At 53.1% G+C, this 16,073-nt stretch carries 9 protein-coding genes; 8 read left to right on the forward strand and 1 reads right to left on the reverse strand.

The annotated features are described in order from the left end of the window. Positions 1-691: 691 nt before the first annotated feature. The 4 genes from B1748_RS21615 (at position 692) to B1748_RS21630 (ending at position 4,335) form a co-directional block, all read left to right on the forward strand. Positions 692-1,612, forward strand: coding sequence for an ATP-binding cassette domain-containing protein (locus tag B1748_RS21615; protein WP_087570029.1), 921 nt, complete (start codon positions 692-694; stop codon positions 1,610-1,612). Next, positions 1,605-2,366, forward strand: a complete 762-nt coding sequence (locus B1748_RS21620) for an ABC transporter permease (protein WP_087570030.1) — start codon at positions 1,605-1,607, stop codon at positions 2,364-2,366. Before B1748_RS21615 ends, B1748_RS21620 begins: the two co-directional genes overlap by 8 nt. A gap of 191 nt (positions 2,367-2,557) precedes the next feature. Continuing rightward, positions 2,558-3,259 carry a response regulator transcription factor gene (locus B1748_RS21625; RefSeq protein WP_087570031.1) on the forward strand — a complete coding sequence of 234 codons (702 nt, stop codon included), beginning with the start codon at positions 2,558-2,560 and terminating at the stop codon, positions 3,257-3,259. After that, positions 3,256-4,335 (forward strand): sensor histidine kinase, encoded by a 1,080-nt coding sequence (locus B1748_RS21630; protein ID WP_087570032.1) that lies wholly within the window; start codon positions 3,256-3,258, stop codon positions 4,333-4,335. Before B1748_RS21625 ends, B1748_RS21630 begins: the two co-directional genes overlap by 4 nt. Before the next feature lie 129 nt (positions 4,336-4,464). Here the strand turns inward: B1748_RS21630 and B1748_RS21635 are convergent, their stop codons facing one another. Beyond that, complete coding sequence (locus B1748_RS21635; protein ID WP_087570033.1) at positions 4,465-5,790, reverse strand: serpin family protein; 1,326 nt, start codon at positions 5,788-5,790, stop codon at positions 4,465-4,467. 441 nt (positions 5,791-6,231) lie between these two features. Between B1748_RS21635 and B1748_RS21640 the strand changes: the two genes are divergently transcribed. The 4 genes from B1748_RS21640 to B1748_RS21655 all read left to right on the forward strand — a co-directional run bounded on the left by B1748_RS21640 (position 6,232) and on the right by B1748_RS21655 (position 15,929). Beyond that, a complete protein-coding gene (locus tag B1748_RS21640) occupies positions 6,232-11,277 on the forward strand; it encodes a DUF8202 domain-containing protein (RefSeq protein WP_179215730.1) in 5,046 nt (1,681 codons plus the stop codon). Continuing rightward, on the forward strand, positions 11,274-11,984 hold the full coding sequence (locus B1748_RS21645) for a metallophosphoesterase family protein (RefSeq protein WP_087570130.1): 711 nt from the start codon (positions 11,274-11,276) through the stop codon (positions 11,982-11,984). Before B1748_RS21640 ends, B1748_RS21645 begins: the two co-directional genes overlap by 4 nt. 341 nt (positions 11,985-12,325) lie before the next feature. Then, the gene (locus B1748_RS21650) at positions 12,326-13,507 is read left to right on the forward strand and encodes a polysaccharide lyase 6 family protein (protein ID WP_087570035.1); all 1,182 of its coding nucleotides are present in this window, start codon (positions 12,326-12,328) and stop codon (positions 13,505-13,507) included. A 67-nt stretch (positions 13,508-13,574) separates the two neighbouring features. Continuing rightward, positions 13,575-15,929 carry an AraC family transcriptional regulator gene (locus tag B1748_RS21655; RefSeq protein ID WP_179215731.1) on the forward strand — a complete coding sequence of 785 codons (2,355 nt, stop codon included), beginning with the start codon at positions 13,575-13,577 and terminating at the stop codon, positions 15,927-15,929. The last annotated feature ends 144 nt before the right edge of the window (positions 15,930-16,073 follow it).

The raw sequence follows: 16,073 nt of genomic DNA on the forward strand, positions 1-16,073 counted from the left end.
CATTGTACTCGAAATTTCATACACATCTGCATCAGTTGCGCCTCTATTGCAGCATTGTACTCGAAATTTCATACACCTGACGGCGGCACAAAAGGTTGAAAAATCTAACAGACACCAGCGACGTTATTTGTCCGATTTTCGACCTCTCCCCACTCTAAAGGACAGGACCGGCGCTATTTGGTTGTTAGGGAGCCAATTTTCGCAAGGATGCTGCCAATAAGGTCGTGTATGTCCGATAGATTTTCGAAAACCTAAAAAATCGAACAATAGCGTCATTTATGTCCGATAGACGCTGAGTGACTGGACGCTTTGAGTTTTTGAATTACCTTCAGGTGATTTTTTTCGAAACCGACATAACGAGGGGCTTAGTTGAAGGAGCGAACAGATCTCAACGACACTTTTGTTCGTTTTTTGTTTGAAACAAACTTCGAGCATCGAATAGGGAGGGGGAACAAAGAAACCCCGATCGATGAGGTGAAAAAGTATGCTTCGTTTGCCCCATAGTCGGGTCGAGCCCCGAATGAGGTAAAAAAGTATGCTTCGTATTTCTTCTCCCCATTGTTTATCAAACGTTAATCATTTCCCAACACTTTGTTTATTTATTGAAAACCGGCTATTCACAACTTCAGTTTATGATTAGAAAAGTCATAGACAGCCTGTGGCCACAACAATAAGGGAGGATTCCTGAAACGTGGAAGAATATGTTCTGCAAACCCGGCAATTGACCAAACAATATCCGAAACATACTGCGCTGGCACAAGTGGACCTGTCGATTCGTAAAGGCAGCATCTATGGATTTATCGGACAGAATGGTGCGGGCAAATCCACACTGATGCGAATTATTTCGGGCTTGGCCTTCCCCAGCTCCGGCAGCTTCGAGCTGTTTGGGCAAACTTCCGCAAGCGGCATTGTTCAGGCGCGCAAGCGCATGGGGGTCACGATTGAAAGTCCCGCGCTGCTCTCTCATCTGACAGCGAGAGGGAACATGGAGGTCCGCCGGCTTCAGAAGGGCATATCCGACAAAGCAAGTCTCGATAAGCTGTTGAACATTGTTGGCCTGGACCGTACGGGCAGCAAGCCGGTCAAGGAATTCTCGCTGGGCATGAAGCAGCGGCTCGGCCTGGCTATTGCATTGCTGGGAGAACCGGAATTTCTTATTCTCGATGAACCGACAAATGGCTTGGATCCTGTTGGCGTGATGGAATTAAGGCAGCTCCTGACCAAGCTTAACCGGGATACCGGCTTGACCATCCTGATCTCCAGCCACATTCTCAGCGAGCTCCATCTGCTGGCTACCCATTACGGCATCATTCATCAAGGGAAGCTGCTGGAGCAATTGACTGCGGGGGAGTTGAATGAGAAATGCCGCCAATACCTTCATATCAAGGTCGATGATTCGGATCGGGCTGTAGAGGTTTTAATGGATCAGGCACCGGCAAAGATCAATAGAATGCCCGACGGATCCATTCGATTATACGAATACACTGAGCGGCCGGGCGCGATTTCTTCCTTGCTGGCAGCTTCTGGGTTGGAGATTGAGCAATTTATGCCTGTGAGCGAAGAGCTGGAGCGTTATTTCATCCAGAAGATCGGAGGAAACAGCCATGATTAATCTTATCCGTTCCGAATTGTACAAGCTGCGCCATGATCCGCTGTACCAAGCCTTGTTGATGGTCATGATTTTTGCTCCGATTATGTTATATGTGATGTTCTACTTTGTCGGGAGCAATTCCGGAAAACCGCCAATGACCGGCATTCAATCCTTTGTTGTCGGAGTGCAGGCCAATCAGATCTTATTAAAAATATCGTTAGGTATTCTGGCAGGCTTTTTTATCTCCAAGGAGTATGCTTCCGGTGTCATGAAGGTCGTCTGCTCAACCGGCTACTCGCGTACTCGGATTTATTTGGCGAAGCTGGCCGCTTTTATGTTGGGTGCCGTGGCCTTGTCTCTTCTTTGTCCGTTAATATCGATGGTGATCGGGAGCGTCGTTAATGGCTTCGGGAGCTTAACGGAAATCACCGCCGCGGTTTATATAGGGAGAACACTGGCTCTAACCGCATTGTTTGCCGCTGCATTCACTGCGCTTGTCGCTGTACTGGCGATCTGTTCTACGGAAGCCGGCGTGACGGTCGGGGCTGCATTGCTGTTTTTTCTTTTTTTTGATCAGATCTCCGAATCATTGGCAGGACTTATTCCGGCTTATAGAACGGTCTATGACCATTCTGTATTCAAGCTGTTTCTGCAGATGATGGAATATAGGATCGCCGGTGACCAGGTTCTGCTGTCAGTCCTTGCAGCATGCTTGACGGCGGTTGTCTTTGCGCTGCTGGGAATGTTTGCTTTCAATAAAAAAGAAATCAAGTGACTTTTGATAACGGGGAATCCGGGAGGTGATCGTTTTGATCAAACGTTTGATGTATATAGGTCTTATTGTCATTGCTGCATTAATGTTGCTCATTATGGTAGTTGGAGTCGAGTGATAATCTGATCCAATTTACATCCACATCGCCATCTTTTATGATAAAGGGGAGTGCATCAACCAAAGGAGTCGTTCGCATGCAAGGCGCCAAAATTATGATTGTGGAAGATGAGCGGGAAATTGCCGATCTGATGAAGGATTACTTGGAAGCAGAACAATTCGAGGTGGTGCTGTGTGAGGATGGCGAACAGGCTCTCCGTTTATTTAGACAGCTGTCCCCCCATTTGGCGATATTGGACATTATGCTTCCCAAGTTGGACGGGATGGAACTCTGCCGAATGATTCGTGCCGAATCACAGATTCCTATTATCATCCTGAGCGCCAAAAAAACCGATTCGGATAAAATAGTAGGCCTCGGTCTGGGAGCGGACGATTATGTGGTCAAGCCCTTTAGCCCCAGCGAGGTGGTAGCCAGGGTAAAGGCACAGTTAAGAAGGAGCAATCAGCTCTCGCGTCCGCCGGAGCCCACGGATGTTATCGTCTGCAGGGATCTGGTTATCCATCTAAAGGCTTATGAGGTGACCGTCCGCAACTCGCCGGTCCATTTCTCCGCCAAGGAGTTTGAGGTGCTGCGATTTTTGGCGCGCCATCCCAATCAGGTATTCACCCGCGAGCAGATCTTCGCAGACGTGTGGGGCTACGATCAGTATGGCGATATGAATACAATTACCGTACATATCAAGAAGATTCGGGAGAAGATCGAAGCGGATCCGGCCAATCCTGTCTACCTGAAGACGGTGTGGGGGATCGGCTATAAGCTGGATGGGAGCGGGCGATGAGAACAGGTCTGCGGTTTAAGCTGATATCCTCCCTGGTCATCGTTGCCATCGTGCCCATTCTCATTTTGGGATTAGTCGGATCGATGGATTCCGGGAACTCTGGAGCGGGCAATGTTATGTATACGAATATAATGATAGGGATTACGGCTCTGATCCTCATCCTTGTGGGTATTTCGGTCATGCTGGCAAAAATAATTTCGCGAGACATCCTGGTGCCATTAAAGGAATTGAGTACCGCCGCGGATAACATTGTGCGGGGGGACTATGAGTTCCGGGTTGCTTACCGTGGGAACAATGAAATGGGCCGCTTTAGCGAGGCCTTCGAGGTGATGAGATCGAAGCTGCAGGAGTCTCTGGAACAGCAGCGCTTATCCGAGCAGGCGCGCAAGGAGCTTATTACAACCATTTCCCATGATTTGCGAACGCCGCTCAGTTCCATCAAAGGTTATGTGGAAGGTTTGCAGGATGGTATCGTCCATGACAAAGCAAAGTATGAGAGGTATTTGGCCATCATCAAAAACAAGACCGTAAAGCTGGACAGCCTGATCGAGGAGCTGTTTCAGATTACGCAGCTGGAGTCCGGGCATCTGATCATGCAGGCTGAGTTGGAGAACAGCCAGGAGCTGCTGGAGGATTTGATCCGGCCTTTCGAGCTGGAATTTATGGATCTCAACGCTGAGCTGATCGTTCACCGGCCATTTCCGGCATTGCCGATTCGAGCAGATCGTGCCCGAATTGCTCAGGTTTTCGATAATTTGTTGGGCAATGCATTAAAGTATGCCGGTGCCGGCGAATCTAGCATCACAATCTCTGCTGAAATGGAAGCTTCGTTTCTCCGTATCCGGGTGGGAGACAATGGAAGCGGCATAGCGGAGGAGGATCTGCCCCATATTTTCGATCGTTTTTACCGTGGGGACAAATCTCGCTCCAGCAAGTATGGAGGATCGGGACTGGGCCTCTTTATATGCAAAAAAATCATAGAGCTTCATGGGGGCACGATCTCTGTAAGCAGTCGGCTGGGAGCAGGGAGCCTATTCGAAATCAGCCTGCCTGTTGTGGAGACGGCAGAGCGGTAATTGTGTCCACTCATTCATAGAGAAATAGACCATTCCTTCGGGAATGGTCTATTTCTCTATGCTTCCTAATTAACCTCCCGAGAGGATCGGCGGCATTCGGACGGAGTCGAGTCCAGGGCTGGACTGGGATCAATCCATCTGCCGCACTGTCCCCATAAACAGTATCGCATCTGTACGCTCATCGTGGATGGCGAAGAAGAATGGACGGTCGACTTCCATTTCGAACGTATTGGAGGGGACGGAAGTCACTTCCATGCCGATACTTGTCACCGCTCCAGCCTCCGTGCCTTGTTCATTCACTTCAATGAAGGTCTTGTGTTTGACTTCTCCGATGTAAACATTGTTGTCGTGCGAGATCATCGGCGAGAAATCTGCCCGATTCGGATCAAATGCCGTTTCCATTCCCAGTGCCTTCAAGGCGTCATTCAAGGTGATTTCGTATTCCATCTTGAATCGCGGCAGCCGCAGCTGGCCTATAGCAGGCTTGAATTGGCCCAGCCATTTCTTCCACTGTGCTGCAGACAAACCATCCAGGAAGGCATCAAGGTTGTTGTCCTTATCCGGTAGAAAAACAATCATGCTCATGTTTCCGCCATTATAAGGAATACGGACAGCCTGGAAGCCTTCTCCACTGAGATGGCTCAGCTTGCCGTCTTTGAGCATCATCGGCACATCCTGCTGCGATCCGTCGGCATTCGTAAACGGGCGGGCTTCCGTAAGGTCCTCACTGAACGAGCTTGCCCAGTTGGCTTTGAAATAGATGGTGTTGAGCAGGAAAAGGATGGCGTTTTCCTTAATCGGCGCTTTGATTATTTCGTTTATCTTGCCAGCCGTTTGTTCACGCACCCATTTGTTGATCTTATCCGCCGATTGCGCATCCTGAAAGTCGAGCGACTCCATCTCTGCATTAAAGTAGTCCTTGTTCGTCTGGATGAATTGTTTATTGAAGCTCAAGTCATCTCTTGCCCAGAGCGAGTTGGCAACGGAGAGCTTGATTTCTTCCCCGCTATGGGAGAGCAGATCCAGCAGGACTTGATAGCCGCGGTTGCGTTCCTCGGCATCCATGCCTTCCAGATGCAAAACCTGGTTCATCGCGTTGAGCGTGTCCCCGCCCGCCCCATTGAGGGTCATCGCAAGTGCGGTAGCAATGCTTGCGGGAGAGAGGAAGTCATTGCTTCCCGCGTCCGTGTCTGCCTTGCGGACTTCATCGTACAGGTCGAAGGCGAAGGCAAGCTGGGCATTCGCTACCGCCGCATCATAGTCGTCTATCGTATAGGTTGCCTGTTCAATGCCTGAGTCCTCGTTAGACACTTCATACGAGGTATTGCTGTTACTCGGTTTATTGGATTGAATCGGCCCGTTTGGGCTATTGGCGCCTCCGCACCCGCTGAGCAACAGTATGGCGGATAACCCGACTATGAGCGATGCCGAGCCCCTTTTTTGATTTCGTCTCATCGCTTAAACCTCCTTGCATCTTCTTCCATTATAGACGGCATAAAGGGAGGAGAGGTTGCGGCGGGAAAACGCTTCGGGGAAGCTGGCGTTTTAGGATTTGATGTCCATTTCAGAAATTGCAGATCGAAATCGGGACTTTTGAGGGCGGTTTCAGCTTTTGACGATTTCTCCAGTATCCATCTTTGTATATAAAAGAAGAGAGTTTGCTCGACTAGGGCGTGTCTGAATACTCCGAGGGGAGCAGATTTTGCCGAATTTTCGTTCCATGCAAGGAATTTTTGTGAAGGCGTACCGGGGGTACGTCAAGCAAAAGTGACGAAGCAGGGGGCGGAAAGGCGGTGAAAGATGCCCCTGAGCGGGTTTTCAGACACGGCCTAAGGGGGAAACTCTTAATCCGAAATGCCGGAGCGGGTCCGCGCCGGGAGACGAGGGGGAGTAAAATTGACTTTAACCAAGTTGTTCGGAACGAAAGCGGCAGGCCGAGGCCGCACATCCAGAAAAGCCGTACATATAATGCTGGCGACGATGCTGGCTGTCGGATCTGTCGCCGCGTTGCCGGCGGATACGACGCAGGCTGAACCTCAGGCAGGAACGCCGGGAGGAGTAGACGCAGCCGCGCTCCGACTGTGGCTGGAGGCTGACCCGGGCAGTGTAACACGGGTCGGCAACGATGTAACGGTATGGAAGGACAGCAGCGGCAACGCTCACGATCTCGTAAATGACGGCAGTATTGAGGCGATTAGCAGCCGTACCAAGCCAAGCTACGTGCCTGAACATCGCGATTTGAACAATCAGCCGGCAGTGAAATTTATCCGTTCGGGATCAGGCAGCATCCTTCAGGATGCGAACGGCTTGTTTGCGGACGGGGAAGAGATTGACGGCGCAAGCGTCTATACGGTAACCGGAGGTTTGGGCGCGATCGACAACTCGTTGATTTTCAATCAAGTCTTGTCGCGAGGGGGATTCGGCGCGCATATTCCGCATAAAAACGGTTCGACAAGCGCAACCTTGGGGTCTGTTCTGTGGGATTCCGGCAGCAAAATGACAGACAGCTCGCATCAGCGGTTAACGGCGGGCGATCAGGTGCATTTGTCCCAATATAATATATGGGGACTGCATCACAATGCCAATTCGGAGCTCAACGGCTCCGTCTACCAGTCTGTTGCCCGTGACGGCGTGACAATCGGCCAATCGAATACGCCTCTGCGTCCGTTCGTCGGCTCCGGCGGCACTATGTCGCTTGGCGCGGCCGCATCGAACGGCTCGGGCTTTAACGGCTACATGGGTGAGTTTATCGTCTTTACGGAAGCGCTTACGGATGCACAGAAACGCCAGGTGGAGACGTATCTGGCGATCAAATACGGCTTGACGCTGCCCGCGGGAGATTACTTAAGCGCCGGATCGGCGCCGCAGACTGTATGGGACTCCGCTTCTCATACGGGTTATAGTCACAACATAGCCGGTATCGGACGTGATGAAATCGGTGCTCTGGATCAACGGCAGAGCCGCAGCGGCGCGGGCGGAGCAACCGCTTTGCAGGTGCTGATCGGTACGCCGGACGGGGAGGCGCTCGCGGACAAGCAGTATCTGCTATGGGGCGACGATGGCCATGCGGCTGATCCGACGCCTTACGGTTCCGGCCACATGCGTCTCGGCCGCACATGGAAAGCCAAGAATACAGGGGAGGTCGGCCATGTGCGGATCGCGATTCCCCTCAGTGCCATGCCGCTTGGCGGCTTGCTGCTTACGAGCGCTTCGAGCGACTGGAGCGATGCGACGGAAATCCCGCTGACGAAAGTAACGCTTCGCGGCGAGTCCTATTATGCGGGGGAAGCGACGTTGGAGGACGGCAGTTACTTTACGTTTGCCGAACAGATGCCGCAGCTTCAACTATCCGGATTGACCGTTAAGGACGGTACGCAAGCCGTTCCGCTGAATACGGCCTTCGATCCGAACAAGACGGACGGTTATGAGGCGCTTGTACCTGCGACGACGGAGAGCGTCGCTCTGGAAGCGCAATTGCCGGTCGCCTCGCCGGAAGCGACGTCGGCCGCCCGCATCGAAATTTATTTGAGCAACTATGAGTCGGAGCGTGTGCCGCTGTCTGCGGGAGACAGCATTCCGCTTTTGCCCGGAGTGAACCGATTGAGCATAGAATTAAAAGACGAAGAGAACGGCCCGGTGCGCAATGCTTACAGTCTTACTATTATTCGCCGACTGCCGATTGACGGGAATGGGCAAATCGGGTTGCACGCGGGCTCTGTTACAGCCAGTTCGTCACAGCCGGGCACCAATTATGTTCCGGCCAATGTTGTGGACGGCGTCTGGGGCGAGGATGCGGCAGACATGGAGAGCCGCTGGTCGGCTTCGGGACAAGGGCAGTGGCTTCAGTTCGATCTTGGGGAGAAGCAGCGCATGACTTATATGAATCTGGCGTTCCTTAACGCAAGGGAACGGCTGTCCAGCTTCGAGGTATTGGCATCCAACGATGCCTCATTCGAGAGCCATGTCGTGGCGCTGCCGAAACGAAGCGGCCGGGCTTTGCAAGCGGAAGATTCCGTGCTGCAGCCTTACGTTATGGCGAGTCCGATTGAAGCGCGTTATTGGCGGCTCGTCGGTTACGGCAATAGCGCAAGCGGAAGTTCCGGCAACTGGAACAGCTTGATGGAAGCGCAGCTGTTCATCGGCGAGGCGCCAGTTATCGAGGAGCCGCAAGGACCGGGGAAGCCGCCGTCCGCGGGCGATGTGGATGAGGATGATCTGCCGCCGCCCGCGCTGACAACGGTACAGGTAAGTTCGGCGGAACAATTGCAGCAGGCGCTTGATACTGTTGCGCCAGGCACGATTATCGAGGTTCAGAACGGCACGTATGAGCAGAATGGGCCGTTCGTCATTCTTAATAAGACAGCCTCGCCGGCTTATCCGATCCGGATTACGGCAGCAGAGCAAGGAAAGGCCATCATATCCGGCAACAGCTATTTTCATATTGAGAGTTCTGCTTACGTGGAAGTGTCCGGCTTCGCCTTCCGCAACGGAATCGGCGCGGAGGGAAGCAACGAAACGCTGATAGATCGCGGCCTTGAGCACCGTACGCTGACAGGCGTCCATCCGGGAGTGCAACTGCAAAGCGCAAGCCATATCTCGATCATGCGCAACAGCTTTGCTCTTAACGAAACCGGACAACCGTACAGCTTCACCGCCCCGCTCGTTGGGACCGTAACCTGCTTGATCGACGTTCCGGGAAGCTGCAGGACCGGCGGGCTGGACAGTGCGGGCGGAGACGTCTACGAAGGGCCGACTCCGTACGACGACCAGTCTCTGCTGACGGCTAACGGCACTCATCGCCATTACATCCGGGTTGAAGGCGAGAGCAGCCATAACCGATTGTCCTACAATGACATCGGACCCAAGAAGGGCTTCGGCGCGGTAGTCATTTACGACGGCGCAGGCCATTCCGGGCAAAATATTTCCCAATACGACGTCATCGAATATAATCGCTTCCACGGCATAGGACCGCGCGTCAGCAACGGTCTGGAGGCCATCCGTCTGGGGCTGTCCAGCTTGTCGCTTTCGTCCGGCTTCGTGACGATCCAATACAATTTGTTCGACGGTCTTAACGGCGAAGATGAAATTATTTCCGTCAAAAGCAGCGACAACATTATTCGTTACAATACGATCCGCAATTCTTACGGAGGCATCGTTGCCCGGCACGGACATCGCAACAGCTTCTACGGGAATTATATGATTGGCGATGGCGAGACTCCGGGATTAAGCGGATTCCGCATTTACGGCAATGATCACAAAATTTACAATAACTACATGGAAGGGTTGACCGACCGCGTTATCCGCCTCGATGGCGGCACGCATGATGCGGGCCCGGACGGCAGCGCGAACCCGACGGTGCGCTGGGGATCGCCGGAGCAGACGGCCGAGCTAAACAGCCTTCCGGCGGAGACAAGGACGGAGCTGCTGCGCGGCCACTGGCGGCAGTACAACGTACAAATATTCAACAATACGATTGTCAATGTCGGCAACAATACGACAGCGATCAGTCTGGGCGGCAGAACGTATCAGCCGGTCGCAACGAAGGTGTACAACAATCTCATATTCAGCAATGCGGGCACGATCTTTAACGAGACGGGTCCCGTGCAGAGCGCCCCGCCGAGCGAACGACCGGTCTATTCAGGCAATTTAATTGAAGGAATTGCAAATCCGACAAATAATAATGCGATAACAGGCGGGTTTGAGAAAAAGGAATTAAAGCTGGTGCGCAGCGCAGACCGTATGATCCGTCTGTCAGCCATCAGTCCGGCTGTCGATGCGGCCAAGCCGCCCTATGTTGCGTCCGAGGATATGGACGGGCAGCAGCGTGTTAGCGGCGCCGATGTTGGAGCGGATGAATACAATCCGGGAGCCCCTGTAAGCAGGCGGCCGCTGACGACAGCCGATGTCGGCCCGAATGCCGGGATCGGGACGAATCCGCCCGATGGCGAAGGCGCTCCGGGACTGAGCGCAATGCAACTGAAGTCCGGAAGCGAAGAACTGCTGAGCGGTTTCGCGCAAGATGTGAGATTTTATTCGATAACGGCGCCTTCTTCGATAAGCAGTGTGACCCTTGTGCCGACAGCGCTCAGCGACGGTTCACTGATCGAGGTCAGCGTGGATGGCGCGCAGCGCCGCACAGTCGCGAGCGGCCAGCCGAGCGAGGCGCTGGCGATTGCTTCGGATGGAAGCCACATTTTGGTCGAAGTGACGATGCCATCCGGCAGAATCAAATCGTATACGATCGCTGTCAAACGTCCCGTTGCAAGCGGGGGAGGAGGCTGGTACCCAATTCCGACGCCAACCCCGTCGGCAAGTCCGGCTCCATCGCCGACGGCAACGCCGGCGCCGAGCGAGTCGCCAAAACCAGGTCAGACGCCGGAGCCGCCTCGTCTGCCGGATTTCCCGGACACCGGAAATCACTGGGGCCGGAAAAACATTGCCCAAGCGGTCGAGCAGGGCATCGTGAGCGGCTATCCGGATGGCAGCTTCCGACCTGACATGCCGCTCACCCGCATGCAATTTGCCATTATGCTGGCGCGGTCGCTGAAGCTGGATGCCGCGTTGACGGACTTGCCGTTTGCCGACGGGGCGGATGTTCCGACATGGGCTGCCGGCGAGCTTGGGGCGGCGCTGCAGGCAGGCATTCTGCAAGGATATCATGACGGCACATTGCAGCCTAATCGCGCCATTAATCGAGCAGAGATGGTTGCCATGCTGCTAAGGGCTTATCCGCTGGAGGACGACGGGACCGCGCCGCGGAGCTTCGCGGATCGCGCAGACATCCCGGACTGGGCAAGCGAAGCCGTATCCCTGGCATCTGCAGCGGGAATCATTGAAGGACGGAAGCCGGACCATTTTATGCCGGGCGGTACAGCTACGCGGGCGGAAGCGGTGACGGTACTGCTGAGAATGTTGGAATTATGGGAGTTGAATCCATCGTGAAAGCATTAATTATTTCGGATATCCACAGCAACGTTTATTCGCTCGAAGCAATCCGAAAGGCGGAACAAGACTGTGATCTCATTTATTGCGCGGGAGATCTCGTCGACTACGGGCCTTTCCCGCGGGAAGTAATCGAATGGGTGCACAAAAACGATGTGATTTGCGTTCGCGGCAACCACGACGACACTATTATCGATCTGTACCGAAACGGCAACGGCGGTCATGATGTGGCGGAGGATGCGATCAAGTGGGCGCATTACAATGCCAGGCTGCTCGGCGAAGCGGAAATTTCGTTTCTCGAAAGCATGCCGGTCTGCCGGACATTCGAGATGGACGGCTATAGCTACACGATGCAGCATTTGTACGACAACTATTTGACGATCGACAGCTTGCCCAAGTACGACGCCTTCTGGGCGGAACGCAACGGCGGGACGACCGAAGCCGCCGGAAATCGCCGCATTATTTTCGGACATACGCATCGCAGATGCATTCATTATTTGAGCGACACCAGTCTGTGGCTGAATCCGGGGAGCGTGTCTTACCGCCGTCGCGACGATGCGTCCAAAGAAGCGCATTACTTTACGATAACCGATGGCGAAATAGCGATGAAAAGTCTTGTCTACGACCGCACGCCTCTGCTCGAGGCGGCACAAAAAATGCAGTTGAAGGAAGACGATATGAGAGTTGCGTATTTCTTTTTCGGGTAAAAAGGGCGCTCCAGTTTACATTTTTATGATTGCTTCATTTTTTCACACTATGGTACAGGGGACTTATCTTTCATAATAGAGAGAGTTCAAAAAGTTCGGTTTTCAACACCGAGAAGATTGAAAGAAGGTAGAAACTGAGGAGCGGAGCGTAGTGGAAGCTACGTGAGCACCGGAAGTTTCGCCTGAATTCAATATTCGATGTCGAGTAGGCTTCTTGGCATACTTCGTGATCAAAAGCGGACTTTTTGAACATCATCTAATAGGTGTTGCAAAGTTGCGGATATGGTCCTGCGAAGGCTGCGGGAACATATCCGCCTATTCTTTAGGGAGCAGGTGGGAAGATGACTTCTATTTATCGGGTATCGAATAGCGACGAGTTGGCGGCAGCCATTGGCCGGGCAGAGCCTGGTTCCACGATCTTGTTGGCGGACGGCGTTTATGATCGGAATGAAGACTATATCATTGAAGGCAAAGCGGGATCGGACACCGCCATACTAAGCATCCGCGCAGAAAACAAAGGAAAAGCATCGATAGTTGGCGAATCTAGTATACACATTTTGAACTCTGCCTACGTAGAGATATGGGGTCTGCATTTGCAGGTCGAGCGGCGAGAATCCATCATTTTGGACGGTTCGCGGCATGTGAGGATTGCGCGGAACAGATTTGAGCCGCGACGGGTTGGGGCGGAGTACAGCCTGCTGTCTGTGGTGGGGAGCGGCAGCGGCTGGAACCGGATCGAACGCAACGAGTTCGGGCCAAAGGCCGACCCTGGACCGCTCGTCATTTTTGATGGCGACGGGGAACAAATATCGCAGCATGACGTCATCGAATATAATTATTTCCATCATATAAGCCCGCGCGTCGTCAATGGGCTCGAAGCGATCCGGCTCGGCTTGTCCGGCATCTCTCTATCGAACGGCTATATTACCATTCAACACAACCTGTTTGAAGAATGCGACGGAGAACCCGAGATTATTTCGGTAAAAAGCTGTTATAATACAATTCGGTACAATACATTTCTTAACTCCGCCGGCCAGGTGACAGCGCGTCACGGTCATGGAAACCGCTTTCATCATAATGTGTTTATCGGCGATGGCGTGAAGGAGGAGATGGGCGGGTTTCGCATTTACGGCAACGACCATCACCTGTTCGATAATTATATGGAAAACTTGACGTTGGATGCTCTGCTTATTGACGGAGGCAACTACGATGGGGGGCCGGACGGTTATCCCGAGTCGCCGACGCAAGAGGAATTGAGAAAACATTGGCGCGTCTATCGCGCCCACGTGACCAATAATACGATTGTCAATTGTCGGCATGGCATTACGCTCGGGAAGCGGATTCCGTATGCGCCGGAGCAATGCGTTGTCGCTTACAACCTTGTATGCGGCAAGGATCAGCCGGCCATCTACGAATACCAGCCGTCTCCGGCGGTTTGCATCAACAATCAGAAGGCGGATGCCGAGGCTATTCGCCGTCCGGCCATTTTGACAAGAACGGACGTCGGCCCCGACTCTGATTAAAATGAAGGTTCAAAAAGTCCAGTTGGACTTTTTGAACTACATCTTAAAAACATGGGAGGCAGAGCCTGTGGCGAAGACCCGAAACCGTTGGACAAACTATCTGAAACAGCTCCGGCACAAAAATCGCAGCGTAATCCTGACCTGGATGCTTTCCTACGTCTCGGTGCTGCTCGTGCCCATTTTGATCAGCGGCGTTATATACGGCGCGACGCTGAGCGTTGTAAAGGCCGAAATTAATCGTGCCAACCAATCTATCCTTCTGCAAATGGAGCAAGCTATAGATAACCAGTTCAAAGGAATCGAGAGTCTGAGCCTCGAGGTGAGCCTCAACAGGCGGATTGCGGCATTCATTTCGGCCGATGCCGACCTGTCCGATTCGGATCATTACGAAATATACCAGATCGCCAATGATTTGCGCGTATACGAAATTGCCAACGATTTTCTAGAAGGCATTTATATTTACTACAAAAGCAGCGATACGGTCATCGCCCGCAACAACCGTATGAACAGCGAAACGTTGTACGACCATATCCGCTTCGAAGAGCATATGCCGTTCCAATCATTTCGGGAATTTTTTGATCAGTGGTACATTAAAGGCTACCACACGGTCGTCGTTTCCGAAGAGAATGAGTGGAGGCCTACGGTTATGTATGCCCAAAATGTGATGTCTAACGTCATCAATCAGCCGGGCGCGGTGCTGCTGTTCATGATCGACCGGAGCAAGCTGCTGGAGCAAGCGTCGGCGCCGGACGAAGGCACCATCCTTATTTTGGATGAGGACGATCGGGTCATTGCGTCTACGGGCGATCCGCTGGCGGAGCCTGCCGTGCAATACGGCGATATGCCGGAGGAATCGGGGCAACTGGAGTTCCAGACTGCCGATGGCCGGCTTGTCGCTTCCTACACAACCTCATCCATTACGGGATGGAAATATGTGATGACGCTGCCGGCGGCCGTATACCATCAGAAGATGAACGTGGTGGAGCAATTGACGATCGTCAGCATCTTGCTGTGCCTCGTTGTTGGCGGGGGCGTGACGTATTGGCTGCTCAAGCGGAACTACCTGCCGATCCATGCGCTGATTCAGAGCTTGTCGTTCAAGGCGGGCGTTACCTTCGATCGCGGCTCCAATGAGTATTCGTTCCTGGAGCAGGCGCTGAGCAGCACCTACCATGAGAAGGAGGAGCTTCATTACAAGCTGAACCAGCATAACAATACGCTCAGGTCGCATTTCCTGCAGCGGTTGCTGAAGGGGCAGCTCGACAGCCATATCCCGCTGCACGAATCGTTTTCGGCCTATGACCTGCGCTTTCCGCAGGACGGCTTTTCTGTCATCTTGCTGCGCATCGAGCATTTCGGCAAGTTCCATCGGGAAGATGAGGAGCAGGTGCGTAACAAGCGGTTGCTGCACTTCCTGATCGCCAACGTGGTCGAGGAGGTCGCGCGCAAGTCCGCCCATGCCTACGCGGTAGAGCTGGACCAGGAGCTGCTCGCTTGCATCGTCAACCATCCGCTAGCATCGACGGCGGAGCAGCGGGCGGAGCTCGGGCGCATCGCGGAAGAAACCATGTCGTTTATTTCCGATCATGCCCATGTGCAACTGACCGCAGCCATCAGCATGCAGCAAGAAGGCGAAGATGGCATCTGCCAGGCGTTCCAGGAAGCGGTCGAGGCGATGGAATACCGTATTGTTGCGGGCAGCGGGGGCATTATTCACTATGGAGACTTAAACGGAGGCGACAGCCAAGGGGCCGCTCCAGGCGGCTATTTCTATCCGCTCAAGGCCGAGCAGCAATTGATAGCCATCGTGCGCGAGGGCCAACTCGAGAAGGCGAAAGCGTTAGCCCATGAGATCATTCAAAAAAATGTGACGACGGAGCCCTTTTCTTTTCATACGGCCAAATGTCTGATGTTCGACCTGATGGCGACGCTGCAAAAAGTAATCGGCGAAATCCGCATCGCGGGCAAGCCCGATGTGCCGGACGGCGTGCGCGCCATCGAACGTCTGATGCAATGCCAGACGGTAGGGGAGATGCGCGGCCAGCTTTACGATATGCTGGAGCTACTTTGCGGCTACGTTAACAATAACCGCGAATATAGCAGCAATCCGCTGATCGATAAGGTCATGAAATACGTCAACGATTATTACCATGACGAGAACCTTAACATATCGATGATCGGGGAAGCTTTCTCCATGACCCCGTCGTATATTTCCAAGCTGTTCAAGGAACATGCCGGCGAATCTCTGCTCGACTATATTAACAAGACGCGGCTGGCGCAAGCCAAGCTGCTGCTTACCGGCGAGAAATATACGGTCAGCGAAATATCGCTGATGGTCGGCTACAACGATGTGAATACTTTCCACCGCATATTCAAAAAATTTGAAGGGATAACGCCCGGGCGCTACAGGGAAGTCAAGTAGCCCCCGGGCTTTCCTTTTCATAAAGGTAGTTCAAAAAGTCCACTTTTGATCACGAAGTATGCCAAGAAGCGTACTCGACATCGAATATTGAATTCAGGCGAAACTTCCGGTGCTCACGTAGCTTCCACTACGCTCCGCTCCTCA

It is taken from the genome of Paenibacillus sp. MY03, assembly GCF_002165585.1.
Classification (GTDB): domain Bacteria; phylum Bacillota; class Bacilli; order Paenibacillales; family Paenibacillaceae; genus Pristimantibacillus; species Pristimantibacillus agaridevorans.